26 protein-coding genes are annotated in these 26,643 nt (G+C 64.4%); 14 read left to right on the top strand and 12 right to left on the bottom strand.

The window, feature by feature from the left end:
* Window positions 1-642 precede the first annotated feature (642 nt).
* Window positions 643-2,019: a M20/M25/M40 family metallo-hydrolase gene (locus tag FG93_RS14005; RefSeq protein ID WP_043235308.1), complete on the bottom strand. Its 1,377-nt coding sequence runs from the start codon at window positions 2,017-2,019 to the stop codon at window positions 643-645.
* Between the two features lie 168 nt (window positions 2,020-2,187).
* Window positions 2,188-2,868: a GntR family transcriptional regulator gene (locus tag FG93_RS14000; protein ID WP_244448614.1), complete on the bottom strand. Its 681-nt coding sequence runs from the start codon at window positions 2,866-2,868 to the stop codon at window positions 2,188-2,190.
* A 225-nt stretch (window positions 2,869-3,093) separates the two neighbouring features.
* Between FG93_RS14000 and FG93_RS13995 the strand changes: the two genes are divergently transcribed.
* Complete coding sequence (locus FG93_RS13995) at window positions 3,094-3,927, top strand: transporter substrate-binding domain-containing protein (protein WP_043235303.1); 834 nt, start codon at window positions 3,094-3,096, stop codon at window positions 3,925-3,927.
* A 108-nt stretch (window positions 3,928-4,035) separates the two neighbouring features.
* Complete coding sequence (locus FG93_RS13990; protein ID WP_043235580.1) at window positions 4,036-4,479, top strand: type II 3-dehydroquinate dehydratase; 444 nt, start codon at window positions 4,036-4,038, stop codon at window positions 4,477-4,479.
* An 18-nt stretch (window positions 4,480-4,497) separates the two neighbouring features.
* Here FG93_RS13990 and FG93_RS13985 read toward each other — a convergent pair whose 3' ends face one another.
* A complete protein-coding gene (locus FG93_RS13985) occupies window positions 4,498-5,187 on the bottom strand; it encodes a TetR/AcrR family transcriptional regulator (RefSeq protein WP_043235302.1) in 690 nt (229 codons plus the stop codon).
* A 232-nt stretch (window positions 5,188-5,419) separates the two neighbouring features.
* On the opposite strand from FG93_RS13985, the gene FG93_RS13980 reads away from it, so the two are divergent.
* The 8 genes from FG93_RS13980 to FG93_RS13945 all read left to right on the top strand — a co-directional run bounded on the left by FG93_RS13980 (window position 5,420) and on the right by FG93_RS13945 (window position 13,142).
* Window positions 5,420-6,088: an amino acid ABC transporter permease gene (locus FG93_RS13980; RefSeq protein ID WP_043235299.1), complete on the top strand. Its 669-nt coding sequence runs from the start codon at window positions 5,420-5,422 to the stop codon at window positions 6,086-6,088.
* Window positions 6,089-6,098: 10 nt separating this feature from the next.
* Window positions 6,099-6,740 carry an amino acid ABC transporter permease gene (locus tag FG93_RS13975; protein WP_043235297.1) on the top strand — a complete coding sequence of 214 codons (642 nt, stop codon included), beginning with the start codon at window positions 6,099-6,101 and terminating at the stop codon, window positions 6,738-6,740.
* Between the two features lie 96 nt (window positions 6,741-6,836).
* On the top strand, window positions 6,837-7,679 hold the full coding sequence (locus tag FG93_RS13970) for a transporter substrate-binding domain-containing protein (RefSeq protein WP_043235296.1): 843 nt from the start codon (window positions 6,837-6,839) through the stop codon (window positions 7,677-7,679).
* 74 nt (window positions 7,680-7,753) lie between these two features.
* Window positions 7,754-8,485, top strand: a complete 732-nt coding sequence (locus tag FG93_RS13965) for an amino acid ABC transporter ATP-binding protein (protein ID WP_043235294.1) — start codon at window positions 7,754-7,756, stop codon at window positions 8,483-8,485.
* Window positions 8,486-8,498: 13 nt separating this feature from the next.
* Window positions 8,499-9,533 carry a Gfo/Idh/MocA family protein gene (locus tag FG93_RS13960; RefSeq protein WP_043235291.1) on the top strand — a complete coding sequence of 345 codons (1,035 nt, stop codon included), beginning with the start codon at window positions 8,499-8,501 and terminating at the stop codon, window positions 9,531-9,533.
* Between the two features lie 15 nt (window positions 9,534-9,548).
* On the top strand, window positions 9,549-10,397 hold the full coding sequence (locus FG93_RS13955) for a shikimate dehydrogenase (protein ID WP_043235289.1): 849 nt from the start codon (window positions 9,549-9,551) through the stop codon (window positions 10,395-10,397).
* Entirely contained in the window at window positions 10,394-12,301 is a 1,908-nt protein-coding gene (locus tag FG93_RS13950) for a bifunctional sugar phosphate isomerase/epimerase/4-hydroxyphenylpyruvate dioxygenase family protein (RefSeq protein ID WP_043235286.1), read from the top strand. The genes FG93_RS13955 and FG93_RS13950 overlap by 4 nt, the downstream gene beginning before the upstream one ends.
* 10 nt (window positions 12,302-12,311) lie before the next feature.
* Window positions 12,312-13,142 (top strand): 3-keto-5-aminohexanoate cleavage protein, encoded by an 831-nt coding sequence (locus FG93_RS13945; RefSeq protein WP_043235578.1) that lies wholly within the window; start codon window positions 12,312-12,314, stop codon window positions 13,140-13,142.
* A gap of 201 nt (window positions 13,143-13,343) precedes the next feature.
* Here FG93_RS13945 and FG93_RS13940 read toward each other — a convergent pair whose 3' ends face one another.
* The gene (locus FG93_RS13940; protein ID WP_152579435.1) at window positions 13,344-14,441 is read right to left on the bottom strand and encodes a histidinol-phosphate transaminase; all 1,098 of its coding nucleotides are present in this window, start codon (window positions 14,439-14,441) and stop codon (window positions 13,344-13,346) included.
* Window positions 14,442-14,471: 30 nt separating this feature from the next.
* Entirely contained in the window at window positions 14,472-15,482 is a 1,011-nt protein-coding gene (locus FG93_RS13935; RefSeq protein ID WP_043235284.1) for an amino acid ABC transporter substrate-binding protein, read from the bottom strand.
* Between the two features lie 200 nt (window positions 15,483-15,682).
* On the opposite strand from FG93_RS13935, the gene FG93_RS13930 reads away from it, so the two are divergent.
* Genes FG93_RS13930 through FG93_RS13920 form a run of 3 tightly spaced genes read left to right on the top strand, consistent with a single transcriptional unit; the run spans window position 15,683 to window position 18,363 of the window.
* The gene (locus tag FG93_RS13930) at window positions 15,683-16,483 is read left to right on the top strand and encodes an HpcH/HpaI aldolase/citrate lyase family protein (protein WP_043235283.1); all 801 of its coding nucleotides are present in this window, start codon (window positions 15,683-15,685) and stop codon (window positions 16,481-16,483) included.
* A 16-nt stretch (window positions 16,484-16,499) separates the two neighbouring features.
* Entirely contained in the window at window positions 16,500-17,414 is a 915-nt protein-coding gene (locus tag FG93_RS13925) for a hypothetical protein (protein WP_043235280.1), read from the top strand.
* Between the two features lie 10 nt (window positions 17,415-17,424).
* Window positions 17,425-18,363 (top strand): DUF6282 family protein, encoded by a 939-nt coding sequence (locus tag FG93_RS13920; RefSeq protein WP_043235278.1) that lies wholly within the window; start codon window positions 17,425-17,427, stop codon window positions 18,361-18,363.
* A 167-nt stretch (window positions 18,364-18,530) separates the two neighbouring features.
* On the opposite strand, the gene FG93_RS13915 is transcribed toward FG93_RS13920, so the two are convergent.
* From FG93_RS13915 to FG93_RS13895, 5 genes are all read right to left on the bottom strand, one after another.
* Window positions 18,531-19,514 carry a tripartite tricarboxylate transporter substrate binding protein gene (locus tag FG93_RS13915; protein WP_043235275.1) on the bottom strand — a complete coding sequence of 328 codons (984 nt, stop codon included), beginning with the start codon at window positions 19,512-19,514 and terminating at the stop codon, window positions 18,531-18,533.
* A gap of 95 nt (window positions 19,515-19,609) precedes the next feature.
* A complete protein-coding gene (locus FG93_RS13910) occupies window positions 19,610-20,413 on the bottom strand; it encodes a DNA-binding transcriptional regulator (protein ID WP_043235273.1) in 804 nt (267 codons plus the stop codon).
* A gap of 101 nt (window positions 20,414-20,514) precedes the next feature.
* Window positions 20,515-21,498, bottom strand: coding sequence for an NAD(P)H-quinone oxidoreductase (locus tag FG93_RS13905; protein WP_043235270.1), 984 nt, complete (start codon window positions 21,496-21,498; stop codon window positions 20,515-20,517).
* Complete coding sequence (locus tag FG93_RS13900; protein WP_043235268.1) at window positions 21,498-22,139, bottom strand: fumarate hydratase C-terminal domain-containing protein; 642 nt, start codon at window positions 22,137-22,139, stop codon at window positions 21,498-21,500. Before FG93_RS13900 ends, FG93_RS13905 begins: the two co-directional genes overlap by 1 nt.
* Entirely contained in the window at window positions 22,136-23,005 is an 870-nt protein-coding gene (locus FG93_RS13895) for a fumarate hydratase (protein WP_052513748.1), read from the bottom strand. Before FG93_RS13895 ends, FG93_RS13900 begins: the two co-directional genes overlap by 4 nt.
* Before the next feature lie 156 nt (window positions 23,006-23,161).
* Between FG93_RS13895 and FG93_RS13890 the strand changes: the two genes are divergently transcribed.
* Entirely contained in the window at window positions 23,162-24,202 is a 1,041-nt protein-coding gene (locus FG93_RS13890; protein WP_043235267.1) for an Ldh family oxidoreductase, read from the top strand.
* 301 nt (window positions 24,203-24,503) lie between these two features.
* On the opposite strand, the gene FG93_RS13885 is transcribed toward FG93_RS13890, so the two are convergent.
* Together FG93_RS13885 and FG93_RS13880 are read right to left on the bottom strand one after the other, a co-directional pair.
* Window positions 24,504-26,291 (bottom strand): peptide ABC transporter substrate-binding protein, encoded by a 1,788-nt coding sequence (locus tag FG93_RS13885; RefSeq protein WP_043235265.1) that lies wholly within the window; start codon window positions 26,289-26,291, stop codon window positions 24,504-24,506.
* Between the two features lie 154 nt (window positions 26,292-26,445).
* A complete protein-coding gene (locus FG93_RS13880; RefSeq protein ID WP_043235263.1) occupies window positions 26,446-26,643 on the bottom strand; it encodes an aldehyde dehydrogenase family protein in 198 nt (65 codons plus the stop codon).

Genomic DNA, 26,643 nt, shown 5'->3' with positions numbered 1-26,643 from the left:
GAACGTGAACACCAAACCGCCGCCCGTATGAAGCAGGCGGCGGTTCAATCATGTTCGCCGCGCCTAGTCGATCCTCGTCCCGGATTCCTTGTCCAGTTGGGCCAGCCTGCCAGCTCGCAGGAGACTGGGAACGAGGGCTTTCACATGACCAGTCATGCCACCGGATCTTGGATCCGTCGCCGGACGAGGGACACGAGGCGGATTTCCCTTCCCGGGCCTGGGATTGATGGCGGCCTTCGGCCGATGTCCACTATTGGTGCAGGTCGGCTTGGACTATAAGAATCCGATCTGAACGGAGGGATTTCGCATGCATAGGCGGACTTTCGTTTTGTCGCTGCTGAGCGTCGCTATCGGGGCCGACGGTGCCAGGTCCGCGCCGGACGAACGGGCCGCGCCTGTGGTTGTCGAACCGGGCGCAGTTCGTGCTCCGCCCGCTGCCACGGAAGTCCAGGCGCCGATTTTGGTGGAGACTCCAAGCGACTGGGTCCGGCATCGCCCCCGGCACCGCCGGGTCTGCCGTACCGTTCGCGACCGCTGGGGGCGGCGAGTCCGTCGCTGCCGTTGGGTTTGGGTCTAGGGCAACAGGGCTACCATGATTGCCGGTGAAGGCCGGACGGGCTGCAACCCGTCCGGCTTGACTTGTCAGGGCTCCTGCAACTGACCGAGTTCGTGCAGGAGCGCCGCGCCGGTGCGAAGTCCGCTGTAGAAGCAGTCGAGTGTCAGGTTTTCATTCGGCGCATGGTTCGCCTCGTCGGGGTTCGCGTAGGGGGTGACGAAGGCGGGAATGCCGAGGATCTTGGTGAAGACATAGCCCGGCAGGCTGCCGAACCCCGCGGGGATCAGCAGCGGCTCCTCGCCTTGGGCCTTGACGAAGGCCTGGCGCAACGGCGCCGTAAAGGGTGATGCGATGGGCGTCTTCGAGGGCTGCATGCCCCTATCCTGGGCGATGAACTCGACTTCCGGCGCATGCTTGGCCACATGGTCCGCGACCTTGCGCAAAATGTCCTCCGGGTCCTGTGCCTCGACCAGGCGGATGTCGCATTTCACGAAGGCTTCGTTCGGCAGCACGGTCTTGGTGCCAGGCCCGCCATAGCCTCCGTGGAAGCCGTTGATGGTCAGAGTCGGGCGAAAGCAGAGGCGTTCGTAGAAGGGCCGCTCGGCCGGCGCGTCCAGGCGGTTCAGCCCAAGGCTCTGTTTCACTGCCTCGGCGGCGCGGGGAAGGCGCTCGATTGCGGCAAGCTCCTCCATAGTCGGCGGTTCAATATCGTCGTGAAGGCCCGCGATGGTGATTTCGCCCTCAGCATTCTTCATGGTGCCGAGCAGGTGCACGAGCGTCCAGATCGGATTGGGCACCACGCCACCGAAATTGCCGGAATGGACATCCCGATTGGCGTGGCGACAGCGCAGATCGAAGGAGATCACGCCGCGTGAACCGAACTTGATTGCGGCCGCACCGCTGGCATGACGGGGACCATCGGCCGTGACGGCGAGATCGGCCTTCAGCTTGTCCTTGTTGACCCGCACGAAGTCGGCGATGTGCGGGCTGCCGATCTCTTCCTCGCCTTCCAGCAGCAGAATGACATTGCAGGGAAGCGTGCCGTGCACCTTGAGATGCGATTCGATCGCCATCATCTGCGCGAAATGCTGGCCCTTGTTGTCGCCGACCCCGCGCGCATAGAGCCGGCCGTCACGGATCGTCGGCTCGAAGGGCGGCGAAAGCCATTTGTCGAGCGGATCAGGCGGTTGCACGTCGTAATGGCCGTAGAGCAGCACGGTGGGCTTGCCTGGCGCCTTTTCCCAGCGCCCGATGACCATGGGGTGCCCTTCGGTGGGCACCAGTTCGGTCTCGAGCCCGATATCCGTCAGCATCTTGACCAGCAGTTCGCCGACTTCGGCGATGCCGATATTCTCCGCGCTGATGCTCGGGTGGCGCAGATAATCGATCAGACGATCAAGAAAAGGGGCGCGGTTCGCCTCGATATGCTCGAAAACCGCGGCCAACGAGTCGGAGGAAGCCATAAGTCTTGCACCTGCCAGAGATAGAGGAGCCAAAGTCGCCCCGGTTCTGGTTACGATGTCCGCGGCAAATCCGTCCATGCGTGACATGAATACGCGCCATCTCCGGATGCCGGTGCCGCCGCTGTTGTCGCCAACAGCACCGTGGCCGAGCCAATGGCATCCAGTGGATCAGGTAATCAGTTGATTTTGAAAGGCAAAGTCGAGGCAGCCCTGGATGTGCTGTTCCAGAATGACCTGAGCCTCCGCCGCGTCCCGCCTCAGCGCGCAATCGAGCAGCGCCTTGTGCTCTTCGGCTGCGACAGAGCCGCGGAAGATCACGAACACCATCTGGTACCGAAGGTAGCGGTCATAGACGCCGGAATGGACATTCAGCAGGGCCTTTGAGCCGCAGGCCGAGACCAGGGCCTGGTGGAACTCCCAGTCATAGCGCTTCCACCGCTCCGCCTGCGTGCGGTCCCCCGCGAGCAGGCTCGCCTCCATCCGCGCCAGCTTGTGATGGGCGGCGACGACGCGGCCTTCCCATTCCATGTCGCCGGAATGGAATGACTGCGCCAGTGCGCTCTTCTCGATCAGCAGCCGAAGTGCCGCGATCTCCTTCAGATCCTCGGCCGAGCACGAAGCAACCTGGAAGCCGCGCTGCCCCTCCGCCGTGACCAGGCCTTCCGGGGTGAGCCGGCTGAAGATTTCGCGCAAGGTGCCGATGCCGACGCCATAGGCTGTCCGCAGTTTCTCCAAAGGCAGGCGTTGGCCGGGGCGGAGACGCCCAAAAACGATGTCCGAGCGGATGCGCTCGTAGGCTTGTTCGCCGGTCGAGATGGGCGCGACCTCGTCGCCTGCAAAATCCGTCACGATGTCCGCCATTACCCTGCGCGCACCTGTTTCGAGAGGGCCGTCCTACGACGCGTGCAGCCTCCGCGCCAGAACCAATGAGTGACGGTTGAAATCAATATCATCGGATGATCATTATATTATCAGTTGATGACAGCTTCGCTAGATGTAATGTGCTCGTGAGGTCGCCAGAGAGGCGCCTAAAGAACGGCAGAGCCGCAACGGCCATCCCGGGGAGGAACGAGAATGATCAAGTCGAAATTGAACCGCCGTCAGGTTCTGTTGGCCGGCGCGGTCGGCCTTGCGGCGCCGAGCCTGCTGCTGCGGCCTGCGCTGGCGGTGACGCCGGCGGAGATCAAGGCGAAGGGCAAGCTGGTGGTGGGCATCCAGGGCGACAATCCGCCCTGGGGCTTCGTCACCAGCGCCGGCAAGCAGGATGGGCTGGATGCCGATATCGCCGCGCTCTTCGGCCAGGAGCTCGGCGTCCCCGTCGAGTTCGTCCCGCTCGAGGTCAACAACCGTATTCCCGCCCTGACCACGGGGCGCGTCGATGTGCTGTTTGCGACCATGGCGATGCTGCCGGAGCGGGCCAAGGTCGTGCAGTTCAGCAAGCCCTATGTCGCCAACACGATCGTGCTGATCGGGCCGAAATCGGCGGTGATCAAGACCAATGAAGACATGGCGAAGTTCTCGATCGGCGTGGCCAAGGGCGCAGCCCAGGACACCCAGGTGACCAAGAACGCGCCGGCCAGCACGACGATCCGGCGCTATGACGGCGATGCCCCCAGCATCCAGGCGCTGGTCTCAGGCCAGGTCCAGGCGCTCGGCGGCAACATCTTCTACATCCAGCGCATCGAGCAGGCCCGGCCGGGTGAATTCGAGAACAAGCTCGAATTCCAGAACCTCTACAACGGTGCCTGCACCCGGCAGGGCGAGAAGGAGATCAATGCCGCGATCAACGCCTTCATCGACAAGATCAGGGCCAATGGCGAGCTCCAGAAGATCTACGACAAGTGGATGAAGGTCCCCGTCCACAAGTTCCCCGACAGCCTCGAAGGCATCTCCTTCACCGCAAGCTGAGCGCGCTGCTCGCCAGTGCCTTCAGATTTTGCCTGTGGGCCGGCCGCGTTGAACCCGGCCCGCACGCTCCCTGCCACGCTTGTGTGGCGGGGTGCCAAGGATATCGACATGAGCAATCGCATCTACGTCCTCAATGGCCCCAATCTCAATCTGCTCGGCCAGCGCGAACCCGCGATCTACGGAACGACCACGCTCAAGGAGGTTCGACTGCGCTGTATCGAGAAGGCCGGGCCTCTGGGGTTCGAGATCGACTTCCGCCAGACGAACTTCGAGGGCGAGTTGGTGGAGAACGTGCACCAGGCCCGCATCGAGGCGTGCGGGATCATCATCAATCCGGCCGGCTACACCTTCACCTCAGTCGCGCTGCTCGACGCCCTCAAGATGTTCGATGGGCCCAAGATCGAGCTGCACATTTCCAACGTGCATGCCCGCGAGAGCATCTACCACAATTCGCTGATCTCCCGGACTGCGACCGGCATCCTGATCGGCTTCGGCGCGGCCGGGTACGAACTTGCGATCCAGGCCATGGCCGGTCTCGTCGGGCGCAACTGATCCCGGTGCGCCATGCGGTCAGCGGCAGAGCATGCGAAGCACGGTCTCGATAGCGCTGAGCCGTCGGCGCGCGCGGGCTTCCGGCGCGCCCATGTCGTGCCCGAAGACCTGCAGGATGCTGGCCCGGTTGGAGACATTGTAAAAGCTCAGCGCGCTGATCGTCAGATGGATGTCGATCGGGTCGAGGCCCTCCCGGAAGACCCCCTCGCGCAGCCCGCGCTGATAGACCTCGCCGATCATGTCGATGACCGAGAGGTTGAGATCGGCAATCTTGGCAGAGCTCTGAAGATGCCGGGCATGGTGGATGTTCTCGACCATGACGAGGCGGACGAAATCCGGATTATCGGCGTGATAGTCGAAGGTGAACCCCGTCAGCGACACGATCGCATCACGCGGGGGCAGGGCAGCCAGATCGAGGCTGCGCTCGAAATTGCGGATCCGGGCATAGGCCTCCTCGAGCACGGCCCGGTAGAGACCCTCCTTGTCACCGAAATAGTAGTAGATCATCCGCTTGCTGGTGGAGGTCTTCGCCGCGATCTCGTCGACCCTCGCTCCACTCAGTCCGTTCTCGACGAATTCGTCACGCGCGACCGCCAGGATATTGCGGCGGACGCCGTCGGGGTCCTGGGTCCAGCTTGCGGATTTGCGGGCGCCAGCCGGCCGCGCTGGCGCGGCCGGCTTCTCATTCGTCTTGCGGCTTCCAAGCATGGACCGACCCCGGTGCCGACTGTGCGGCAGTAAATGAACCGTTCAGTTCAATTGACTTGACCAATTGAACCGCTTCGTACATTTAACATCAGGAGGCGATCGCGCAAGTCAAACGATCGCTCACACTCAAGGCGCCCACATCGCTCACACTCAAGGCGCCCACCCAGAGGCGCTACCGCCAAAGACGGGACTCGGATCGACACGTAGAAGGTCGGCCGCTCAGGGAAACGCCATGAACTACAAGCTTGACTTCACGCCTGTACTGGATGGGCTGCCGAGCCTTCTGACAGCCTGTCTGGGAACGCTGTTCCTGTCGCTCTGCGGGATGGCGCTGGCCATCGTCATCGGCATCGGTGGCGTCGTGCTGCGCGACTCGCGGATCAAGCAGCTGCGTTGGCTGGTGATGGCTTTCGTCGAGCTGATCCGGAACACGCCCTTCCTGGTGCAGATCTATTTCATCTACTTTGCGCTGCCGCTCCTGGGTGTGCGGCTCGACCCGACACCGACAGCGATCATCGCATTGGGCATCAATGGCGGCGCCTATGCCATCGAGATCATCCGTGGCGGCGTTCAGTCGATCAGCAAGGGTCAGATCGAAGCCGGCCTCGCGCTTGGCCTGCACAAGGCGCAGGTCTTCCGGCTGATCGTGCTGAGGCCGGCGCTGCGTGCGATCTTTCCCTCGCTGACCAGCCAGTTCGTGCTGCTGACGCTGACGACCAGCGTCGCCTCCGCGATTTCCGCCTATGAGCTGACCTCCGTCGCGCAGCGGATCGAGTCGGACAGCTTCCGGAGCTTCGAGGTCTACGGGACGGTGACGCTGTTCTACCTCGTCATATCCTGGCTGATGATGCGCTTCTTCGGGCTCATCTCCGGCCGGTATTTCAGCTACCCGGTCAAGTGAGGAGATCGTCATGGGTGCAAACGAATTCCTCTTCCTCCTCATTGGGCTGAAATGGACCATCGCCCTCTCGGTAATCGGCTTCGTAGGGGGCGGCGTCTTCGGGCTCGGCGTCGCGCTGGCGCGAACGTCCGGCATTCCGCTGCTGGAGCGTGTCACGTCAGGCTATATCGCCATCTTCCAGGGCACCCCGCTGCTGATGCAGCTCTTCGTGGTCTATTACGGATTGGCGTTGATTGGGCTGAAACTCGACTCCTGGGTCGCCGTCTCGATCGGCTTCACGCTGCACGCCAGCGCCTATCTCGGCGAAATCTGGCGTGGCTCGATTGAAGCCGTGCCGAAGGGACAGACCGAGGCGGCCAAGGCGCTGAGCCTGAATTATGTCTCCAGGATGAAGGATGTGATCCTGCCGCAGGCGATCCGGATTTCGCTGCCGGCAACCATCGGCTTCCTGGTGCAGCTGATCAAGGGAACGTCGTTGGCCGCCATTGTCGGTTTCACCGAGCTGGCGCGGGCCGGCAACATCATCTCGAACCAGATTTTCCAGCCTCTGCTCGTCTTCGGGATCGTGGGGGCTCTCTACTTCGTCATGTGCTGGCCGCTCTCGCTCGTCGGCGCGCGGCTGGAACGCCAGTTTGCCGCGGCCACACGCTGACGAAGCCGGCAACACCATCAAGGCATCAAGCCAAAGCAGCCCGGCACGTTCAACCAGGCAAGATCAACCAAGCAAGATCAACCAAGGGAGCGAGACATGACATCTTCGAACACGGGATTGCCCAACCGCCGTCAGGTTCTGTTGGCCGGCGCGGTTGGCCTTGCGGCGCCGAGCCTGCTGCTGCGGCCTGCGCTGGCGGTGACGCCGGCGGAGATCAAGGCGAAGGGCAAGCTGGTGGTGGGCATCCAGGGCGACAATCCGCCCTGGGGCTTTGTCACCAGCGCCGGCAAGCAGGATGGGCTGGATGCCGATATCGCCGCGCTCTTCGGCCAGGAGCTCGGCGTCCCCGTCGAGTTCGTCCCGCTCGAGGTCAACAACCGCATTCCCGCCCTGACCACGGGGCGCGTCGATGTGCTGTTTGCGACCATGGCGATGCTGCCGGAGCGGGCCAAGGTCGTGCAGTTCAGCAAGCCCTATGTCGCCAACACGATCGTGCTGATCGGGCCGAAATCGGCGGTGATCAAGACCAATGAGGACATGGCGAAGTTCTCGATCGGCGTGGCCAAGGGCGCAGCCCAGGACACCCAGGTGACCAAGAACGCGCCGGCCAGCACGACGATCCGGCGCTATGACGGCGATGCCCCCAGCATCCAGGCGCTGGTCTCAGGCCAGGTCCAGGCGCTCGGCGGCAACATCTTCTACATCCAGCGCATCGAGCAGGCCCGGCCGGGTGAATTCGAGAACAAGCTCGAATTCCAGAACCTCTACAACGGTGCCTGCACCCGGCAGGGCGAGAAGGAGATCAATGCCGCGATCAACGCCTTCATCGACAAGATCAGGGCCAATGGCGAGCTCCAGAAGATCTACGACAAGTGGATGAAGGTCCCCGTCCACAAGTTCCCCGACAGCCTCGAAGGCATCTCCTTCACCGCAAGCTGAACGCGCCAGGACCAATCGGAGCAGAGGCCATGAACAGCCAGTCCGCGACTGCACCCGCTCAAGGGGCTGAAGCCATGATCAAAATGGCTGGCGTCGAGAAATGGTATGGCGAGTTCAAGGCCCTGACCGACATCAACCTGTCGGTCCGCCAGGGCGAGAAGATCGTCCTGTGCGGGCCGTCAGGATCGGGGAAATCGACCCTGATCCGTTGCATCAACCATCTCGAACCCTACCAGAAGGGCGAGATCCGCGTCGGCGGGACGGTGCTCAGCGATGATTCCAGGATCATCGATGCCATTCGCCGCGAAGTCGGGATGGTGTTTCAGCACTTCAACCTGTTTCCGCATCTGACGGTGCTGGAAAACTGCATGCTGGCGCCGATGCGGTCGCTTCGCGCCAGCAAGGCACAGGCCGAAGCCACGGCGAGACGCCTGCTCGGCCGGGTCAAGATCGCCGAGCAGGCGGAAAAATATCCGGCCCAGCTCTCCGGCGGCCAGCAGCAGCGCGTCGCGATCGCGCGGGCCCTGTGCATGCAGCCCAAGGTCATGCTGTTCGACGAGCCGACCTCGGCGCTCGACCCGGAAATGGTCAAGGAGGTGCTCGACACCATGACCGGGCTCGCCGAGGAGGGCATGACGATGATCTGCGTCACCCACGAGATGGGGTTTGCGCGCCAGGTGGCCGACCGCGTGATCTTCATGGCGAGCGGAGCGATCGTCGAAGAGGCGCCGCCGGCCGAGTTCTTCACCAAGCCACGTCACGAGCGTACCCGGCAGTTCCTCGGTGAGATCCTGCGCAAGCACTGAGGAGGAGGCCGGCATGGGCGATCTGCGATCAAAACCACTGCGTCTTGGCGTCCTCGGTGTGGCGAATATCGCGCGCAGCTTTGCGAGCGGTGTCGCGCCGTCGAAGACCGTCACGGTCGCTGCCGTTGCCAGCCGCGATGCCGGGAAGGCCGAACGCTTTGCGAAGGAATGCGGCATTCCGTGCTTCCATGGCTCCTATGAAGCCTTGCTGGCCGATCCGGAGATCGACGCGATCTACAACCCGCTGCCGAACTCACTCCATGCGGAATGGTCGATCCGGGCCATGGAAGCCGGCAAGCACGTGCTCTGCGAGAAGCCGCTGGCGATGAACGCGACTGAGGCCCGCGCCATGGTCGCTGCTGCGCGGCAGCACGGGCGCCATCTCGTCGAGGCCTATCCCTACCGCGCACAAGCCCAGACGCTGAAACTGCGCGAACTGCTCAGCGCGGGCGCGATCGGCAGGGTTCAGCTTATCCGGGCAAGCTTTGGCGTCGCCTTCTCCGACCCGGCGAATATTCGGCTGAGACCCGAGGTCGGCGGCGGCGCTCTGCTCGATGCGGGCAGCTATGCCGTCAGCCTGGCGCTTCTTGCCGCAGGTGAACGGCCCGAACGCATCAGTGCGACGGCGCGCTGGAGCGAAACCGGCGTCGATCGCAGCGTTGCGGCCACGCTGGAGTTTCCGAGCGGAGCGCTTGCGCAGATCTCATGCAGCTTCGCCACAGCCTATCATCGCCACGCCTTGATCGCGGGTGAGGCCGGGACGATCGAGACGACCTATCTCAACCATCCGCCACTTGGCGGGCCGCCGGTGCTGACGATCCGGCGTGGCACGACCATCCAGTCCGCACCCGAGACCATCGAGGTTGTGCCGGGCAATGGTTTCCTGGCGGAAGCGGAGTCGTTTGAGCAACTGGTGCGGCAAGGGCCCGAGCACTGGACCGGCGCGACCCTGGCGGAATCCATCGATATCGCGGTGACGCTGGATGCGATCCTGGCGAGCGCGCGCTCGGGCACGGCCGTCAGCGTCGCTGCCGAGATCAACACGTAGGAAAGCCAGTTCGTCATGATCTGCGGCACGACGAAACTCATCGCCCATCTCGGTTATCCGACCGAGAGCTTCAAGGCGCCGATGATCTACAACCCATATTTCGAGCGAGAAGGGATCGACGCCATCGTGGTGCCGATGGGCTGCAAGGCGGATGACTATCCGGCTTTCCTCCGGCTCTTCTTCAGGCTCTCCAATGCTCACGGCGCCCTCGTCACCATGCCGCACAAGGTGACGACAACCACGCTGGTCGACGAGGTCCAAACCACGGCCGCGATTGCCGGAGCCTGCAATGCAGTCAGGCTGGATGCCGATGGCCGGCTGGTCGGTGACATGTTCGACGGGGAGGGCTTCGTGCGAGGCGTACGCGGCAAGGGCCGTGAGCTCGAAGGCGCGCGCGCGCTTGTCGTCGGCGCCGGCGGCGTCGGTTCGGCAATCGCGGCCTCGCTCGCCAAGGCAGGCGTCGCGGCACTCGGCCTGTTCGATAGCCATGCGCCTCTGGCGAACGGTCTCGCTGATAGGCTTCGCAAGCACTATCCGCAGCTGGTCGTTACGGTCGGCTCGAATGATCCAGCTGGGTTCGAGATCCTGGTCAATGCGACGCCGCTCGGCATGAAGGCAGGCGATCCCTTGCCGATGGACGTCGCGCGCATCGCGCCTTCGGCCTTTGTCGGGGAGGTGGTGATGAAGCAGGAGATCACCCCCTTCCTGGCCGCCGTTCGCGCCCGTGGCTGCGCATTCCAGATCGGCGTCGACATGCTGTTCGAGCAGATCCCGGCCTATCTCGAGTTCTTCGGATTCCCCACGACGACATCGGAGGATCTGCGCTCGGTTGCACGGCTCGGCTACGAGGAGACGCGCTCATGATCCCTTCCATCGCCACTGTCTGCGTCTCCGGTACGCTCCAGGAGAAGCTCGAAGCCATTGCAGCCGCCGGCTTTCGTGCCGTCGAGATCTTTGAGAACGACCTGATCGCCTTTCCGGGCTCGCCGGCAGAGGTGCGCCGGATCTGCAGCGATCTCGGGCTCGCGATCGTGACCTGCCAGCCGTTCCGCGATTTCGAGGGCATGCCTGATGCGCGGCGGGCGCGGACGTTCGACCGGGCGGAGCGGAAATTCGACCTCCTGCAGGAGCTCGGGACCGACCTGCTCTTCGTCTGCTCGAGTGTCTCGCCCGAGGGCTTGAGCGGCATCGACCGGCTCGCCGGCGATTTCGCCGAGCTTGGCGAGCGGGCTGCCAAACGAGATTTGCGCGTCGGCTATGAAGCGCTGGCCTGGGGACGTCATGTCTTCGACTATCGCGACGCCTGGGAGATCGTGCGCCGGGCCGGCCGCGGCAATGTCGGCATCATCCTGGACAGCTTCCACATCCTCTCGCGCGGGCTCGATCCCGCCAGCATCGGCACCATCCCGCGCGACCGGATCTTCATGGTGCAGATGGCGGATGCCCCCAAACTGCAGATGGATCATCTCTCCTGGAGCCGCCACTGGCGCTGTCTGCCGGGGCAGGGCGATCTCGATCTGGCGGCCTTCATGAGGGCGCTCGTGTCGACCGGCTATGATGGTGTTTTGTCGCTCGAGATCTTCAACGACCGGTTCCGGGCGGGTTCCGCCCGCTCGGTGGCGCTCGACGGCCATCGTTCGCTGCTCTGGCTGCTTGACGAGACAGCGCGGGAACTCGGCCGGCCGGTGCCCGGCGCGGTCGCAATGCCGGCGCCGGAGCCTGTCGAAGCGGTCGAGTTCATCGAGTTCGCCATCGCCGAGGCCGAGCGCACTGGCTTCCAGCGCCTTCTGAGTGCGCTCGGATTCAGCCGTGTCGGTGCGCATCGCTCCAAGGATGTCGATCTCTGGAGCCAGGGCGATATCCGCATCGTGCTCAACAGCGACAGCGACGGTTTCGCCCATAGCTACCAGATCATGCATGGGACCTCGGTCTGCGCGATCGCGCTGAGGGTCGCAGATGCCAGCGCGGCCACCAAGCGCGCGACCGCCCTGCTCGATGTGCCTCATGCCGGTGCGGTCGGGCCGGGCGAACTCGACATCCCGGCGGTGCGCGGACTTGGCGGCAGCCTGCTCTATTTCCTGGATCAGTCTTCCGCCCTGGGGCGCTGGTCGGAGGTGGATTTCGAGCCCACCGGCGCGGATGGTGCAAGCGCCGGACTGGTCGGTGTCGATCATATCTCGCAAAGCATGCAGTATGAGGAGATGCTGACCTGGCTGCTGTTCTACTCGTCGCTGTTCAAGACGACGAAGACGCCGAGCCAGGCGGTGATCGATCCCGGCGGCGTCGTCCAGAGCCAGGTCATCGAGAGTGGACTCGATGGCGAGGCGGGTCATGGCCTGAGGCTCATTCTCAATGGCTCGCAAAGCCACCGGACGCTGTCGGCCCGCTTCATCACCGATTTCTTCGGCTCCGGCGTGCAGCATATCGCCTTCGCCACGAACGACATCCGGGCGACCATCGAGCGATTGGTGGCCAATGGCGTCGCCATGCTGCCGATCCCGGAGAACTATTACGATGACCTCGAAGCACGGTCCGATCTGCTTCCCGAGGAGATCGATGCGCTGAAGGCGCTCAACATTCTCTACGACCGCGATGCGGGCGGCGATTTCTGGCAGGCCTATACCGCGACACTCGATGGCGGATTGTTCTTCGAGATCGTCCAGCGCAATGGCTATGGTGGCTATGGCGCTGCCAATGCGGGCATCCGTCTGACCGCGCAGGCGCGCCTTTCCCGGCCGATCACCGTGCCCGCGCCCACGCATGCATGAAGGCGCTGCCATGACGACACCCTGTATCATCACCGTCGCGATCACCGGCTCGCTGCCGACCAAGCGCGACAATCCCGCCGTTCCGATCACGATCGCCGAGCAGGTCGAGTCGACGCAGGAGGCCTTTGAAGCGGGGGCGACGCTGGCGCATTGTCATGTCCGTACCGACGAGGGCACGCCGACCTCCGATCCTGAGCGTTTCGGCCGTCTGCTCGAGGGGCTGCGCAAGCACTGCCCAGGCATCATCGTGCAGTTCTCTACTGGCGGGCGCTCGGGAGCGGGCAGGGAACGCGGAGGCATGATTCCGCTCAAGCCCGAGATGTGCTCGCTCTCGACTGGCTCATGCAATTTTCCGACGCGGGTCTATGAGAACAGCCCGGATCTCGTCGACTGGCTGGCCGCCGAGATGCTGGCCCACGGCGTCAAGCCCGAGATCGAGGCCTTCGATCTCTCGATGATCTTCAAGGCTGCCGAGATGGGCGTCGCGGGCGCGATCAAGGGGCCCCTGCATGTCCAGTTCGTGATGGGCGTGAAGAACGCGATGCCGGTCGATCGCGCTGCGTTCGAGTTCTACATCGCGACATTGAAGCGGCTGGCGCCCGACGCGACCTGGACGGGCGCCGGAATCGGGCGGGACCAGATCACGCTGAACCGCTGGTCGCTCGAACTCGGCGGCCATTGCCGTACTGGGCTGGAGGACAATGTCCGCCTCGATCGCGACACGCTCGCGCCTTCCAATGCCGCCCTCGTGAAGCGCATCGCCGAGATGGCAGGCGGCTACAATCGCCACGTGGCCTCCGTCGCAGAGGCGCGGGGTCTATTGTCGCTGCCGATGGCGTGAGTTCAAGGTTCAGGCCGGGGCCCCGTGACCTCGGGCGGAGCCGCACCTGTTTGTCCCAGCGCAGCATTGCGGGCGCCGCAATGACCAATGGCTCGGACATCAACTCGCCATGCTCGGGCTGGCTCAGGCCATGCCGGAGCGCTGCCAGCAAGAAGCGGCGCCTGCTGGGCGCCGCCAGAACAATGAAACACGTGCGTTCAGTCAGCGTGTCGTCCGCTTCAGCACATCAACCAGGGCCGCCATCTCATCCCTTGCACCGATCGAGATACGCAGGGCGCCCTGTGTGCCGGGGACATCGAACATCATGACGTGGATGTTTGCCGCCTTCAGTGCCGAGAAGAGTTCGGCGGCTGGTGCGGGCGTGAGGACCGCCAGAAAGTTCGCCGCGCTGGGCAAGGCCACGAAGCCACAATCCTTCAACTGGTCCGCCAGCCAGTCACGGCCGTCCGCCGTCCTGTTGAGCAGGTCGGTGAGATAGGCAGGCTCCTTCAAAGCCGCTTCGGCTCCGGCCAGCGCCACGGCGTTGACGCTGAAATTGGTGCGGATCTTGCGATAGGAATCAGCCAGCGCCGGTGAGCCGACGATGCCGTATCCGACGCGGATTCCGGCAAGGCCGAAGGCCTTCGAGAAGGTGCGCGTCGAGATCCAGGGACCGTTACGGCGGTGCAGGATGGCAAGCACGTCGGGCCCGCCGGCATGATGGCCGAATTCGAAATAGGCCTCGTCGAAATGCAGCAGGACATGATCGGGGACGCCGGAGACGAGTTGCTCGACATCGGCCTCGTCGAGCATGCCGCCCGTCGGGTTGTGCGGCGAGGCGACGAAGACGAGGCGTGTCCGGTCGGTGATGGCACGCAAGGTGGCCTCGATGTCGACGAGGCCATCGCGCCGGTTCGGAACAGCGACGAGCTTTGCGCCGCGCATCGCTGCGCCCTTGGCATAGGCCGGGAACCCCGGATGAGGCGCCACCGCCTCGTCGCTCGCGTCGAGGGCAAGCTCGGCGCTGGCGAAAAGGAGTTCGTTCGAACCGGCCCCGAGCACGATCTGTGCTGGCGGCACGGCAAGGCGGGAAGCCAGCGCTTCGATCAGCGAGGCGCCGTCATGATCGGGGTAGCGGTTCACCTGGCCGGCGGCGGCACACATTGCCGCCACGACGCTCGGAGCGGGTGGCTCCGAGGACTCGTTGAGATGCAGGCTGACCGGCGGCGGTGCGTCCTCCGTGGGAGCGGGAGTACGCCGCGCGGGGACGTTTTGCAGGCGTGCGATACGCGGAACCGGGATGACGGTGGGGTTCGACACAGGTTTCTCCGTAGGGGGCGGCGAGGATGGTCAGCGCACCGGTGGCGAATATTGCAGGCCGCCCTTGCTCCAGAGATTGTTCAGCCCGCGCGCGATCCCCAGCCGCGAGCCTGCGCCGACATTGCGGTCGTGGGATTCGCCGTAATTGCCGACCTGCTTGACGATCTGCATCGCCCAGTCGTTCTTCAGGCCCATCGGCTCGCCGAACTTGCCCTCGCTGCCAAGCAGGCGCCGCACCTCGGGAGAGCCGGAGGCGGCGAGCTGGTCGGCATTGGCCGAGCTGACGCCGAGCTCTTCCGCAGCAACCATCGCAAAATAGGACCAGCGGACGATGCTGTTCCAGGCCTCGTCGCCCTGCCGCACGACCGGTCCGAGCGGCTCCTTCGAGATCAGTTCGGGCAGGATCACGAATTCTGCCGGGTTGACCAGCTTCAGCCTGTAGGCAGACAGAGCCGAGACGTCGTTGCTGAAGACGTCGCAGCGTCCCGACTCGAAGGCCTTGGCAGCCTGATCGCCGGATTCAAAGCTGACGGACTCGTATTTCATGCCGTTGGCGCGAAAGAAGTCGGCGATGTTCAGTTCCGTGGTCGTACCGGTCGGTACGCAGACCGAGGCGCCACCGAGCTCCTTGGCGGAGCCCGCATTGAGCGACTTGCGGATCATGAAGCCCTGGCCGTCATAGTAGTTGATCCCGGCGAAGCGCAGGCCGAGCTGCGTGTCGCGCGAGAGCGTCCAGGTCGCTTGACGCGAGAGCACGTCGATTTCGCCGCTCTGCAGCGAGACGAACCTGTCCTTCGGGCTGAGGGGGATGAACTTGACCTTGCTCGCATCGCCCAATGTGGCGGCGGCGACGGCCCGGCACAGGTCGACATCGAAACCGGTCCAGCGACCGGCCTCGTCCGGGACGGAGAAGCCCGCCACACCTGGGCTGACGCCGCAGAGCACCTGACCGCGCTCGCGGACCTTTTCGAGTGTGCCGGCCTGGGCGGAAACCGCCAGCGCCAGTGTGAAGCCCAAGGCCGTGGTCAAGCGAGCGTGCATGTGATGGTCCTCCCCATTTGTCTGTGGTGGTGGGCGATCCATCGGCTGACCACAATGGAGCACATCGCTCGTTTCATTGCTTGAAACGAGCGATGTGGAGCGAGCCATTTCACGCTGTGAAATGCGCAGAGATCGCCATGCCGTGCCGGCACCGGATGCGATGATGGCGCATCCCAACCGCTCGATCCTGTGCCGGCTTCATGCAGAACACGCCCCACCATTCCTTTCGGCGCCGCTTGCTCGCTCGCGAGTCGTTGATCGGCAGCTTCATCAAGACGCCGACCGGCCACGCCATCGAGATCCTCGGAGGTGTCGGCTTCGACTTCGTCGTCATCGACCAGGAGCATGCTCCCTTCGATCGGGGCTCGACCGATGTGGCGCTTCTCGCAGCCCGGGCCGCCGGTGTCGCCGGTGTCGTGCGTGTTCCGGTGCTTTCGCATGACGCGATCCTCTCGGTCCTGGACTGCGGCGCGGTTGGCGTCCTGGCACCGCATGTCTCGAATGTCGCCCAGGCGCGGACCCTTGCTGCCGCCTGTCGCTATCGGGGCGGTGCGCGCGGTTTTTCGGGTGTGACCCGGGCGGGCGGCTACGGCGCCGTGAAGATGTGGAGCCATGTCGACGCGGCCGATGCCGCTACGGCTGCAATCGCGATGATCGAGGATCCTGCAGCACTCGACGAGATCGACGCGATCCTCGCCGTCGATGGACTCGACGCCGTCTTCATCGGCCGCGGCGACCTCACCGTCGCCTTCGGTGCGCCGACGCGGGATGCGCCTGTAGTCCGCGATGCGGTGGACAGGATTATCGCCGCGGCGAAACGGGCGGACAAGCCGGTCTGCGTCATGACCGACGGCGCCGATGAGGCCGCCGATTTCGCTGCGCGCGGTGCAAGCGCCTTCATCGTCTCGTCGGACCAGGGCTTCCTGAGGAAGGCTGCTGGCCAGGCGTTCAGCGAGATGTCGGCCATGAAGAGCCGCGCTTCGCAGGCTGCCGCTGGCTGAACTGGAGAGATTTTCGATGTTCCACCCCACCGACCTCCGCGCCAAACTGGCGACCGGGGCGCCTGTCAAGGCTTCTCCCGTTTCCGCCTATGCCGGCGCGGATTATGCGCGCTTCTATGCACAGGAGCCGCAGGAAGCGGGCCCCGATGCCCGTACCTGGGTTGCCCGCGGGCAGAATTTCATTGTCGCTTATTCCGAGGTGCGCGCGGGTGCGACGCTGGCGCGTATCGGCCAGCCGGACGAGTATTGCGTGATCCTGCCGGACGCTGCCATGGGCGCAACCGTGTCGGCCCGCGGGGAGATCCTCGTCGCGCCGGGCGCATCCATCCTGTTCGTACCGCCGGGAGATTCAGAGGTCACGGCAGCCAGCGATGGCCGCGTCATCCGGATCTTCTCCTCTGCCGCAACCGATCTGGCGGCGGCCTGCACCAATGCCTCGTCCTATGCCGAGCCGCACGCCAATGTCGCGCTCCTGGAGCCTTGGCCCGAGCCGCGCGGTGGCTGGAAGCTGAGGCGCTACAGCCTCGAAGGCGAGGGCGGTGAGAGCCGCTTCGGCCGGATTTTTCGCTGCACGACGTTGATGGTGAACATGCTCGATCCGCGGATCGGGCTCCGCGACATCACCAAGCTCTCGCCGCATCACCACGACGATTTCGAGCAGGGCTCGCTCGTCATCGACGGCGCCTACATCCACGATATCCGCTGGCCCTGGACGCCGGATATGAGGATTTGGCGCGAGGACGAGCACGAGTTGATGGCGGCACCGTCGCTGACGGTCATCCCGCCGCCTTCGATCCACACGTCCCGGTCGGTTCTGCCCGGCCTCAATCAGATGATCGACATCTTCTCCCCGCCACGCATGGATTTCTCGGAAAAGCCCGGATGGGTGATCAACGCCGCAGATTATCCGATGCCCGGCGAAATTCCCTGAGGACTTCAGCATGCTTCTGGACAAGGCCCCCCAACTCGACCGTGCCCGGCAGGTCGCGGATCTGCTCGTCGGTGCGGTCGATCTGCACTGTCACAGCGGCCCCGCCGCGATGCCACGCATCCTCGACCACCACGAGGCGATGCTCGACGCCGCCTCCGCGAAGTTCCGCGCCCTCGTCTACAAGGACCATTTCTATCTCGGCACGTCCCATGCGGTGATGCTGGAGAAGCTCTTTCCCGATAACGGCTTGAAGCTGTTCTCCGGCGTAGCGCTGAACAATGCCTCGGGCGGCTTCAATCCGCATGCCGTCGACCACTGCATCAAGATCGGCGGCAAGATCGTCTGGTTGCCGACGCTCTCGGCCGCGAACCACATTGCGGTGCTGGCATCCGGCGCCGTGAAGACCTTCCCCAAGACCGCCGGGAAGATGCTGGATGCACTGCCGCTTACCGCGCTCGATGCGAGCGGCAAGGTGACGGACGCGGTCAAGCAGATCCTCGACCTGATCGCCGAGGGGGACATCGTTCTCGCGGGCGGGCATCTCCATGCCTCTGAACTCCACCTCGTGTTCGAGGAGGCGCGCACACGCGGCGTTCGCAAGATGATCGTCAACCACCCGACCTATATCGTGGGCTGTACTGATGCCGACATCCGCCAGCTCGTTTCGCTCGGTGCCTATATGGAGCACTCGATCTGCATGTTCGTCGAAGGGCGCTCGAAGAAATACGAGATGTCCGACCTCGCTCATCTGATCGAGGTCGCCGGTGTCGAGCGCACCTTGCTGTGCTCCGATCTCGGCCTGCTCGGTTCGCCGCGCCCGGTCGATGGCTACCGCGAGATCGTCGGTGGGCTGCTCGACCTGCAGTTCGGCGAGAAGGAGATCAGGGCGATGATCGGCGGACGTGCGGCGACATTGCTGAATCTCGACGTCGTTTCACCGAGCGCCTGATCTTGAGAACGAAGAAACCCCGGGTGAGCGGTTGCGCTCACCCGGGGTTTTTCTTTGCGATGAAGGCCTGGATCATCGGACCGGATATCGTATCCGGTCCGATGATCTAAGCTTCTGTGATGGCATCGGCTTTCCCGAAAACCGCAATCCCCTTGTCGGGCCGATTCTTAGTCGAGGGCGATGGCGGCCGTGCGGATGACCTCGCTCCATTTGGCGATTTCCTGTGCCTGCGACTTGCGGACGACGTCCGGTCCGCCGCCGAGCGAGCGCACGCCGATCGGATTGAGCTTCGCACGGCCCTCGGGGCTCAGCACATAGTCGTTCACGATCGTGCCGATCCGGCGCGAGATCGGCTCGGGAAGGCCCTTGGGGCCGACGATCGCATACCAGGAGGAGGCGTTGACGCCCGTCAGCCCTGCTTCCGACAGGGTCGGCACGTCGGGCAGCTGCGGCGCGCGCTCTTCGGCGGTGACCGCGAGAGCGCGGACGGCTCCGGATTTCACGTGTGGAATATAGGGCGGAAGGAAATCGACCGCGACATTGACGATCCCGGCGAGGAGATCGGTCGCCAGCGGAGCCGAACCGCGATAGGGCACATGGGTCATCTGGAAACCGCCCTTGCGCTGGATCAGTTCGCCGGCGATGTGCCCCATCAGGCCAAAACCCGGGCTTCCGAAGGTGAGTTTGCCCGGATTGGCTTTGCCGTAGGCGATCAGCTCAGACAGTGTCTTGACCGGCAGGGAGGGGTGCGTCGCCACGACAACCTGCACGTCGCCGATCATGGCGATCGGCTCGAAATCGACAAGCGGGTCGAAGCTGAGCGTCTTGTAGAGCAGCTTGTTGGTGACGAGCGGCCCGGACGACGAGACAAACAGCGTATGCCCGTCCGGGGTGGCGCGCACGACGTTGGCCGCGGCGAGGTTGCCGCCGGCACCAGGTTTGTTCTCGACGACGAAACCTTGCCCCAATTCTGCGCGGAGCCTCTCTGCCAGCAGGCGTGCCACGACATCGGTGGCCGCGCCGGCCGGGAAGGGGACGATGATGGTCACCGGCCGTGCGGGCCAGCTCTGACCGAGCGCGCCCCGCGTGCTCGCCAGAGCACCGAGGCCGACGAGCGACGCCGCGAACGCGCGGCGAGAATACAATGACATGGTGGCTGTTCCTCCGGAGCGGCAACCGATCGTTCGGCGCGGTTGTGCCCTGGAACTATGCGCGGCTTCCTGGCGACGGAGTTTGGGAAGGCGGCCTATTTCTCATCCTGAAACGCGACGCCCATTGATTGCGAGAGCGCCTTGAGCTGGGTCTCGATGCTGGCCGCCGCCTTCTTCAGGGGATGGATGATCCGTGCGCGGTCGTCGGGCGTCGCCACGACGGACCGGAAGAAGGTGACGCCGAAGGTCGCAAGCACGCGCTCGCCCAGCATGATGGGAACGGCAATGGTCGCGGAAGAGCGTGGCTCCACGGCAGGATCGCGCTCGGTGTAGCCGCGCCAGCGTGCCTGGGCGATCAGCCGTTCCAACTCCTCGTCGCCGAGGCCGCTGTTCTCGGGATCCGGGGAAGCCAGCATCGCAGAGCGCACGATCGTGCGCTCCTCTTCCGGACAGAACGCGAGATAGGCCCGGCCGAGCGCGCGTCCTCCCAGGCTCAGCCGATGGCCGAGCGTGGCGTGAAACGGCGAAATCGGGCTGTCGGGTATGGTGCTGAAACGCACGATCACGGCGTCGTAGTCGAGGACGCAGACGGCGCAGGGCCATTTGATTTGCCGGGTAAGGGCCGTCGCCCACGGGCGGGCGGCTTCGATCACCATCGGCGCACCGTGGAAGCCGGCGCTCAGCCGGTTCACGCCGGAAGTCACCTGATACCCGCGCACGCGGCTATCGCGCATGACATAGCCGGTGGCGATGAGCGTTTCGAGGAGCCGCACGATCGTCGGTTTGGGCAAGCCCGTTCGCCGATGGAGATCGCCGACCGTCGCCAATCCGCTGCGGTTGATTTCGGCGAGAAGGTCGAGCGCCTTGACGACGGACTGGACGGGAGTGAACGAGGGCAAGAGGCGGTCCCAGCCAGGCGGATTGTTATGCGTGATGCTGGTGCATCCGCCTGCTCGAGGTCGAGGAGACCCGCTGCCTGAAGCGATGTCAAACGCTGGTGTCAGCCGTCAAGCGTGAGGACGACCTTGCCCACCTGTTCGCCGGCGTCCATCAGCGCATGGGCGTCCCGCACATCGCGCCAGTCGAAGGTTGCGCAGATGTGGTTGCGGATGCGCCCGCTCTCGAGCAACGGCCAGACATGGGCGACAAGCTCCGACGCGATGCGTCCCTTATAGGCTGCAGGGCGCGGGCGCAGGGTCGAACCCGTCAGGGTCAGGCGACGCCGGACGATGTTGCGGACATTGACCTCCGCCATCTCGCCGAGATGGCTGGCGATCAGCACGACGCGGCCGTCGGGCGCAAGCAGCTGCAGCTGCTTTTCGGTGTAGGGGCCGGCCTGCGCGTCGAGCGCGACGTCGACCTGCTCTGCGCCGATTGCCGCAACAATCTCGGCTGCCCAGTCGTCGCGATAGCTCACTGCGTGATCGGCGCCGATCTCCCGGCAGATGTCGCGTTTCGCGGTTGTTCCCGCGGTCGCGAGCACGCGGGCCCGCCGCAAGGTCTTGGCGATCTGGATCGCTGCCATGCCGACGCCGCTGGTACCGCCTTGTACAAGCAGCGTTTCAGCTTCCGCGAGCCGTCCAAGCCAGATCACATTGTTCCAGGCGGTGAAGAAGGCTTCGGGCAGCGCTGCAGCTTCAGTGAAGCTTGCTCCCTTCGGCATCGGCATGCACTGAACGGCGGGCACGGCGCAGAGCTCGGCATATCCGCCACCATTGGCGAGCGCGCAGACCGCGTCACCTGTCCTCGGCCATTCCACGTTCGCGCCGACGGCCTCGACGATGCCTGCGACATCCAGGCCGGGGAGATCGGTTGCGCCGGGCGGTGGCGGATAGAGACCGCGCCGCTGCTGCACGTCAGGGCGGTTCACGGCCGCAGCCCGGACCCGGATGAGGACGTCACCGGGGCCAAGCGCTGGAGACGCGCGCTCGCAAAAGGCCAGCACCTCCGGCCCGCCGGGCCGGGTGATCTCGATCGCTTGCATCAGTAGTTCTCGTCGACTGGGGAGAGGGGAGCCCGCAGCGCCTGCAGGATCTCCGGCAAGCGCGCCTGGGCGGAGGTCATCAGGCGCTCATAGATGGAGTTGCCATGGGCATCGATCGCGACCGTCACCGGTCCGAAACCTCCCAGCCTGATGCGGTTCAGCCGGAACTGCATGATCAGGTCGTTCCAGGCGCAGTCGACAACCTCTTCGACGCCGTCGCTGAGCAGCGCCGACGCGCCACCGACGAAGGAGAAATACACGCAACCAACCTCGCGCATGGCGTCCGCGCTTTCGCGCGACAATCCGCCCTTGCCGCCGACGGAGGTCAGGCCGAGCTCACGGATCAAGGAGGGCATCAGGCCGTTGAAGCGGCTCGAGGTCGTCGGATTGACATAATGGAGGCGCCCCGGCCTGCCATCCGCTTCGTCATAGCTGACGCCCATGTGGAAGAAGGCGCCGCCCCGCATCGGGGTCGGCATCTCGCGACCGGCCGCCACCTCGGACACCATGCGCTTCTGCGTGGGCATGCCGACTGTCGCCACCGCTTCGCCATCGAGCAGGAAAAGATCGCCCAGCGTCAGAGCCCGAGCCGCGGCAGGTGTCAGCGGCAGCTTCAGGCGGGGCAGGTCGAAGGCGCTCATTCGATCCGCTCCACAACGCCCGAATTGTGGATCTTCGCGCGTGTCCGCCGGTTGATCCAGCAATTGAACGAGACTGCGACAGGGGTGAAGCCGTGGCCTGACGCGTACTCCACGTGCACGCCGAAGGTCGTGGTCGAGCCGCCGACGCCCATTGGCCCGAAGCCGGTCTGGTTGACCGCCCTCGTCAGGCGCTCCTCCATATCCGCGACCATCGGCTCCGGATTGTGCTCGCCGAATGGCCGCAGGGTCGCGTCCTTGGAGAGCTTGGCGGCATGGTCGAAGGTGCCGCCAATGCCGACGCCGATCACCACGGGAGGACAGTGCTGACCGCCGGCACGCATGACCATCTCGAGGATGCAGCGTTCGATCTCATCGAGGCTCGGGCTGACCAGCGTCTCGATCGCGGCCCAGCGGCCTCCGCCGAGCGCCTTCGGCGCGCAGGTGATGTCCATGTAGTCGACATCGCCAAGCAGGTCATAGGAGACCAGCGGCATGTCCTTGCCCTTGTAGCTGCGCTCATTCGTCAGCGGATGGGTGACGAAGCGCAGGATCGGCGGTTGGATCGTCTGGACCAGGTGCTCGAAGCCGTCGACGATGGCCCGGCGGATGTCGCCTTGCATGCGGACACCCGACCCGATCTTCACGGCATAACTCGGAACCCCGGCATCCGAGCACAGGAAACGCCCCGTTCGCTCCGCCGTTTCTGCGCTCTCGAGCATGAAGGCCAGCGTCTGGCGCGCATGGGGCACGGTTTCGGTTTCGACCGCATTGCGCAGGGCGCTCTTCGATGTCTCGGGGATCCGGCGCAGCGACCAGTCATAGAGATTGGCCGTGACCTCCTTCACCAGATCATATGTGATAGCCATGCGCCGCTGCCCAATTCACTTGGGCCCAACCTAGCGGGCCGGGACAGGGCGGTGGCTCAAAGCGATGGCGTTTCGCAGCGTGAAATGAGCGGGCTGTGCATACTTTGCTATCCAACCCCTCCTAGGATCGCTCGGGTTTCACAAGTCACAGGCCTGATGATGTCGCAGATTCCAAGCGCCGTTCCGATGCGCGTTGCCGATCTTGTCGCGGAGGTTGCGGCTGTCTTTGCGGGCGCTGGACTCTCTCCGGCCGGCGCGAGCCGTATCGCCGAAGCCTTGGTCGAAGCGGAGCAGCAGGGCCTGAGCTCGCATGGGCTGATGCATGTACCGCTCTATATCGAGCGCCTGCGCAAAGGCTCCGTCTCGCCGCATGACGAGGCCGTGTCCGTGAGCGACCATGGCGCCGTGGCGGTTCTCGACGGAGGCCATATGCTCGGTCATCTCGCCGCCGAGCAGGCCATGGCTCTTGCCATCGCAAAGGCCCGGAATTTCGGCATCGGCGCGGTCGCCGTACGTCATGGGTTCCATTTCGGTGCTGCCGGCCGCTATGCCGCCCAGGCTGCCGAGGCCGGCATGATCGGGATTGCGATGTCGAATACGCGGCCGTTGATGCCGGCTCCCGGCGGGGCCGAGCCGGCCGTCGGCAACAACCCGATCGCCATTGCCATTCCGACGGCAGACGAGCCTGCGGTGGTCGTCGATGTCGCCATGAGCGAAGGCGCTCTCGGCCGCATCCGCCATTACCAGCAGCGCGGCGAGCCGATTCCGGCGAACTGGGCCGTGACGTCGGAAGGGCTTCCGACCACCGACCCCGCCGAGGCGATCAGAGGGCTGCTGCTGCCCACCGGCGGCCCCAAGGGGTTTGCCCTCGCACTCGCGGTCGACATGCTGTGCGGGCTCCTCTCCGGTGGTGCCGTGGGAGCCGAGGTGAAGGCGCTCTACGGCGATGCAGCACAACCGAATGACTGCTCGCTCCTGTTCCTCACCCTGAATCCGGAGGCTTTCGGCGCTGAAGCTCTTCCGCACCGTGCCGCTGTCGAGCGGGAGCGCATCCGCAACGGGCGCCGCGCGCCCGGCGCTGCCGCCATCCGCGTACCCGGCCAGGCGAAATGGGAGAACGCCAAGCTTCGACAGGAGATCGTTGCGGTCGACAGTCGGACGCTTGCGGCGTTGAGAGCAAGCGCCATCGGACACTGACCAGTGCTCCGTCCGACCCCTGACCAGAATGAGCGGCGTTCGGGCGGGCCGCCGATGCGGCGCCGCGATGTCCGCCTATCGGCGGGCGGGAGATTCGCCGCACTCAGCCATGATCGGCCGCAAGCGGCGAATGGCCAGACGAGCGCTTGCGCCGATGCAGATTCAGTCGAACATGCACTGAAGATCAGGCTGGGATCCTTGGCGCCCATCTGAATGGAAGCGGGGATCCCCCCGCTTCCATTCAGATGGGAGCGGGAGGAGTGTCGTTAGACCAGCTTCAGCTGGTCGAGCGGCAGAGCCGTTAAGTGCGGTACCAGCTCGCAAGGTTCCAGGTCGTGACTTCCCAACCTGAAATATCCGGCACGAGATTGTTCGCCGACGCACCGACGACCGTGCGCGACAGGATCGGCAGGAGGATGTTGGCCTCGCAGAAGATCTCGTTGACCTTGATCAGAAGAGCGGCCCGCTTCACAGGGTCGAACTCTTTCTGCGCTGCCTTATAGGCCTCGTCCGCTTCCTTGCTGCCATAGCGGGAGACGTTGCGGCCGAGCCACTTGTTCTCCTTGTTGGCGATCTCCCAGGACACGAGCTGGTTCAGGAAGCGCTCCGGATCGGGCTGCGGCTGCGTCGTGGTGTACATCTCCATGTCGCAGTAGAGCTTGGTGTAGGTATCGGGATTGGAGACGTCCGAGGAGAAGAACACGGACGCGGTCACCGATTTCAGCTCGAGATCGATGCCGGCACGCTGGCAGGCCTGCTTGATGATGGCCTGTGTCTTCTGGCGCGGCGCGTTAATCGAGGTCTGGAAGACGTATTTGAGCTTCTTGCCATCCTTCTCGCGGATGCCGTCTGCGCCCTTCTTCCAGCCGGCGTCGTCGAGGATCTTGTTCGCCTTGTCGACGCTGAATTCGTATGTCAGCTTCGGCGACTTGAACTGCTTCGGCTCGTTGACGAAGCTCGCCGTCGCGGTGCCGCCGCGGCCATAGATGAACTTCTGGATCGAGTCGCGGTCGATCAGCAGGTTGATCGCCTGGCGCACGGCCGGATCGCTCAGCGTCGGGTGCTTGGTCTTGACGCTCGAACGCTCGCCATCGACCTCGGTCCACGGATCCGTGGTGTTGAGGATGATGAACTCCACGTCCCCACCGGGGACCGCCACCACGCGCCCGCGCCCACCGGTTTCCATGCGCTTGAGGATCTCGTCCTCGACCTGCATGTTCCAGGCATAGTCGTATTCGCCGGTCTGCAGCACGGCACGCGCCGCCGAGACCGCGTCGCCGCCGCCCTTGACCTCGAGCGTGTCGAACTGCGGCTTGTTCTTGACGTGATACTCGGTGTTGCGTTCGCCCGTGAGCAGGTCGCCCGGCTTGAACTCGACGAACTTGTAGGGGCCGGTGCCGACGGGCTTCAGGTTGGCCGGCGCCTCACGCGACTTGGCGCCCTTGTACTCGCCGAAATGATGCTTCGGGATGATCATGCCGGCGACGCCGACAAAGGCATCGGCCCAGAACGGCGTCGGATCCTTGAAGATGATCTTGACGGTGTGATCGTCTATCTTCTCGACCTTGATGTCCTTGTAGGCGCCGGTCGTATACGCGGCGGTCGCCGGATCAGCGGCATATTCCCAGGTGAAGACGACGTCGTCAGCGGTGAACGGCTTGCCGTCATGCCATTTGACGCCCTGCTTCAGCTTCCAGATGACTTGTTTGCCGTCGGCAGAAAGGCCGCCATTGGCTTTGGTCGGAATTTCGGCAGCGAGTTGGGGGACGAGATTGCCGTCCTTGTCCCAGCCGGCGAGCGGCTCGAAGAAAACGCGCGAGGCGATCTGGTCCTTGGTGCCGCTGGCGAAATGCGGGTTCAGCAGGGTCGGCGCCTGCCAGAGCAGGATCTTCAGCGGCCCGCCGCCGCCGGCTTTGGTCGGCTTGTAGTCGTCGGCCGGCTGCGCCATCGCGACGCCGTTCCAGGCCAGCATCTGGGTCGCGATCGGTGCGCTCAGTCCCAGCGCCACCATCTTCTGCACGAAGGAGCGCCGCGACAGGCCGCCTTCCTTCACATCCGCGATCAATCCTCGCAGGTCGTGTTCGTTCATAAATACCCTCCGCCGACAGGCCATTGACAATGTTCCGGGGGTCTTGCGCCCCCTGCTTTTCCCTCAAGCAGCCGCCAGCAAGGCATGGGCCAACGAAAGCGTCAACTGGGCGCTGCGGTATGGTCGGTGCTGCATCTGTCGATCGTGCGGGCGCTCATGCAATGTGTCGTATCGGCGATGAGCGCGACCAGGCCAGGAAGGCGGTCGCAGCCGCGTCGATTGCCTGTTGCACGTCGGCAAGACTGGCCTGCGCGTAGCTGGCGACGATGTCATTGGTATTCGACGGATTGATGTTGGCGATAACCTCACTTGCGTGACGCCACTCTCCGCCAATGTAGTTCGGCTGGACCAT

Source organism: Allobosea sp. LC85 (assembly GCF_000735605.1).
Classification (GTDB): Bacteria; Pseudomonadota; Alphaproteobacteria; order Rhizobiales; family Beijerinckiaceae; genus Allobosea.
This window is presented reverse-complemented; position numbering and strand designations above follow the sequence as displayed.

What these genes read in the sequence shown, in the direction of transcription:
- FG93_RS14005 (WP_043235308.1), bottom strand. Translation starts at nt 2,019, where the DNA reads ATGGCTTCCTCCGACTCGTTGGCCGCGGTTTTCGAGCATATCGAGGCG.
- FG93_RS13995 (WP_043235303.1), top strand. Translation starts at nt 3,094, where the DNA reads ATGATCAAGTCGAAATTGAACCGCCGTCAGGTTCTGTTGGCCGGCGCG.
- FG93_RS13990 (WP_043235580.1), top strand. Translation starts at nt 4,036, where the DNA reads ATGAGCAATCGCATCTACGTCCTCAATGGCCCCAATCTCAATCTGCTC.
- FG93_RS13985 (WP_043235302.1), bottom strand. Translation starts at nt 5,187, where the DNA reads ATGCTTGGAAGCCGCAAGACGAATGAGAAGCCGGCCGCGCCAGCGCGG.
- FG93_RS13980 (WP_043235299.1), top strand. Translation starts at nt 5,420, where the DNA reads ATGAACTACAAGCTTGACTTCACGCCTGTACTGGATGGGCTGCCGAGC.
- FG93_RS13975 (WP_043235297.1), top strand. Translation starts at nt 6,099, where the DNA reads ATGGGTGCAAACGAATTCCTCTTCCTCCTCATTGGGCTGAAATGGACC.
- FG93_RS13970 (WP_043235296.1), top strand. Translation starts at nt 6,837, where the DNA reads ATGACATCTTCGAACACGGGATTGCCCAACCGCCGTCAGGTTCTGTTG.
- FG93_RS13965 (WP_043235294.1), top strand. Translation starts at nt 7,754, where the DNA reads ATGATCAAAATGGCTGGCGTCGAGAAATGGTATGGCGAGTTCAAGGCC.
- FG93_RS13960 (WP_043235291.1), top strand. Translation starts at nt 8,499, where the DNA reads ATGGGCGATCTGCGATCAAAACCACTGCGTCTTGGCGTCCTCGGTGTG.
- FG93_RS13955 (WP_043235289.1), top strand. Translation starts at nt 9,549, where the DNA reads ATGATCTGCGGCACGACGAAACTCATCGCCCATCTCGGTTATCCGACC.
- FG93_RS13950 (WP_043235286.1), top strand. Translation starts at nt 10,394, where the DNA reads ATGATCCCTTCCATCGCCACTGTCTGCGTCTCCGGTACGCTCCAGGAG.
- FG93_RS13945 (WP_043235578.1), top strand. Translation starts at nt 12,312, where the DNA reads ATGACGACACCCTGTATCATCACCGTCGCGATCACCGGCTCGCTGCCG.
- FG93_RS13935 (WP_043235284.1), bottom strand. Translation starts at nt 15,482, where the DNA reads ATGCACGCTCGCTTGACCACGGCCTTGGGCTTCACACTGGCGCTGGCG.
- FG93_RS13930 (WP_043235283.1), top strand. Translation starts at nt 15,683, where the DNA reads ATGCAGAACACGCCCCACCATTCCTTTCGGCGCCGCTTGCTCGCTCGC.
- FG93_RS13925 (WP_043235280.1), top strand. Translation starts at nt 16,500, where the DNA reads ATGTTCCACCCCACCGACCTCCGCGCCAAACTGGCGACCGGGGCGCCT.
- FG93_RS13920 (WP_043235278.1), top strand. Translation starts at nt 17,425, where the DNA reads ATGCTTCTGGACAAGGCCCCCCAACTCGACCGTGCCCGGCAGGTCGCG.
- FG93_RS13915 (WP_043235275.1), bottom strand. Translation starts at nt 19,514, where the DNA reads ATGTCATTGTATTCTCGCCGCGCGTTCGCGGCGTCGCTCGTCGGCCTC.
- FG93_RS13905 (WP_043235270.1), bottom strand. Translation starts at nt 21,498, where the DNA reads ATGCAAGCGATCGAGATCACCCGGCCCGGCGGGCCGGAGGTGCTGGCC.
- FG93_RS13900 (WP_043235268.1), bottom strand. Translation starts at nt 22,139, where the DNA reads ATGAGCGCCTTCGACCTGCCCCGCCTGAAGCTGCCGCTGACACCTGCC.
- FG93_RS13895 (WP_052513748.1), bottom strand. Translation starts at nt 23,005, where the DNA reads ATGGCTATCACATATGATCTGGTGAAGGAGGTCACGGCCAATCTCTAT.
- FG93_RS13890 (WP_043235267.1), top strand. Translation starts at nt 23,162, where the DNA reads ATGATGTCGCAGATTCCAAGCGCCGTTCCGATGCGCGTTGCCGATCTT.
- FG93_RS13885 (WP_043235265.1), bottom strand. Translation starts at nt 26,291, where the DNA reads ATGAACGAACACGACCTGCGAGGATTGATCGCGGATGTGAAGGAAGGC.
- FG93_RS13880 (WP_043235263.1), bottom strand. Translation starts at nt 26,643, where the DNA reads ATGGTCCAGCCGAACTACATTGGCGGAGAGTGGCGTCACGCAAGTGAG.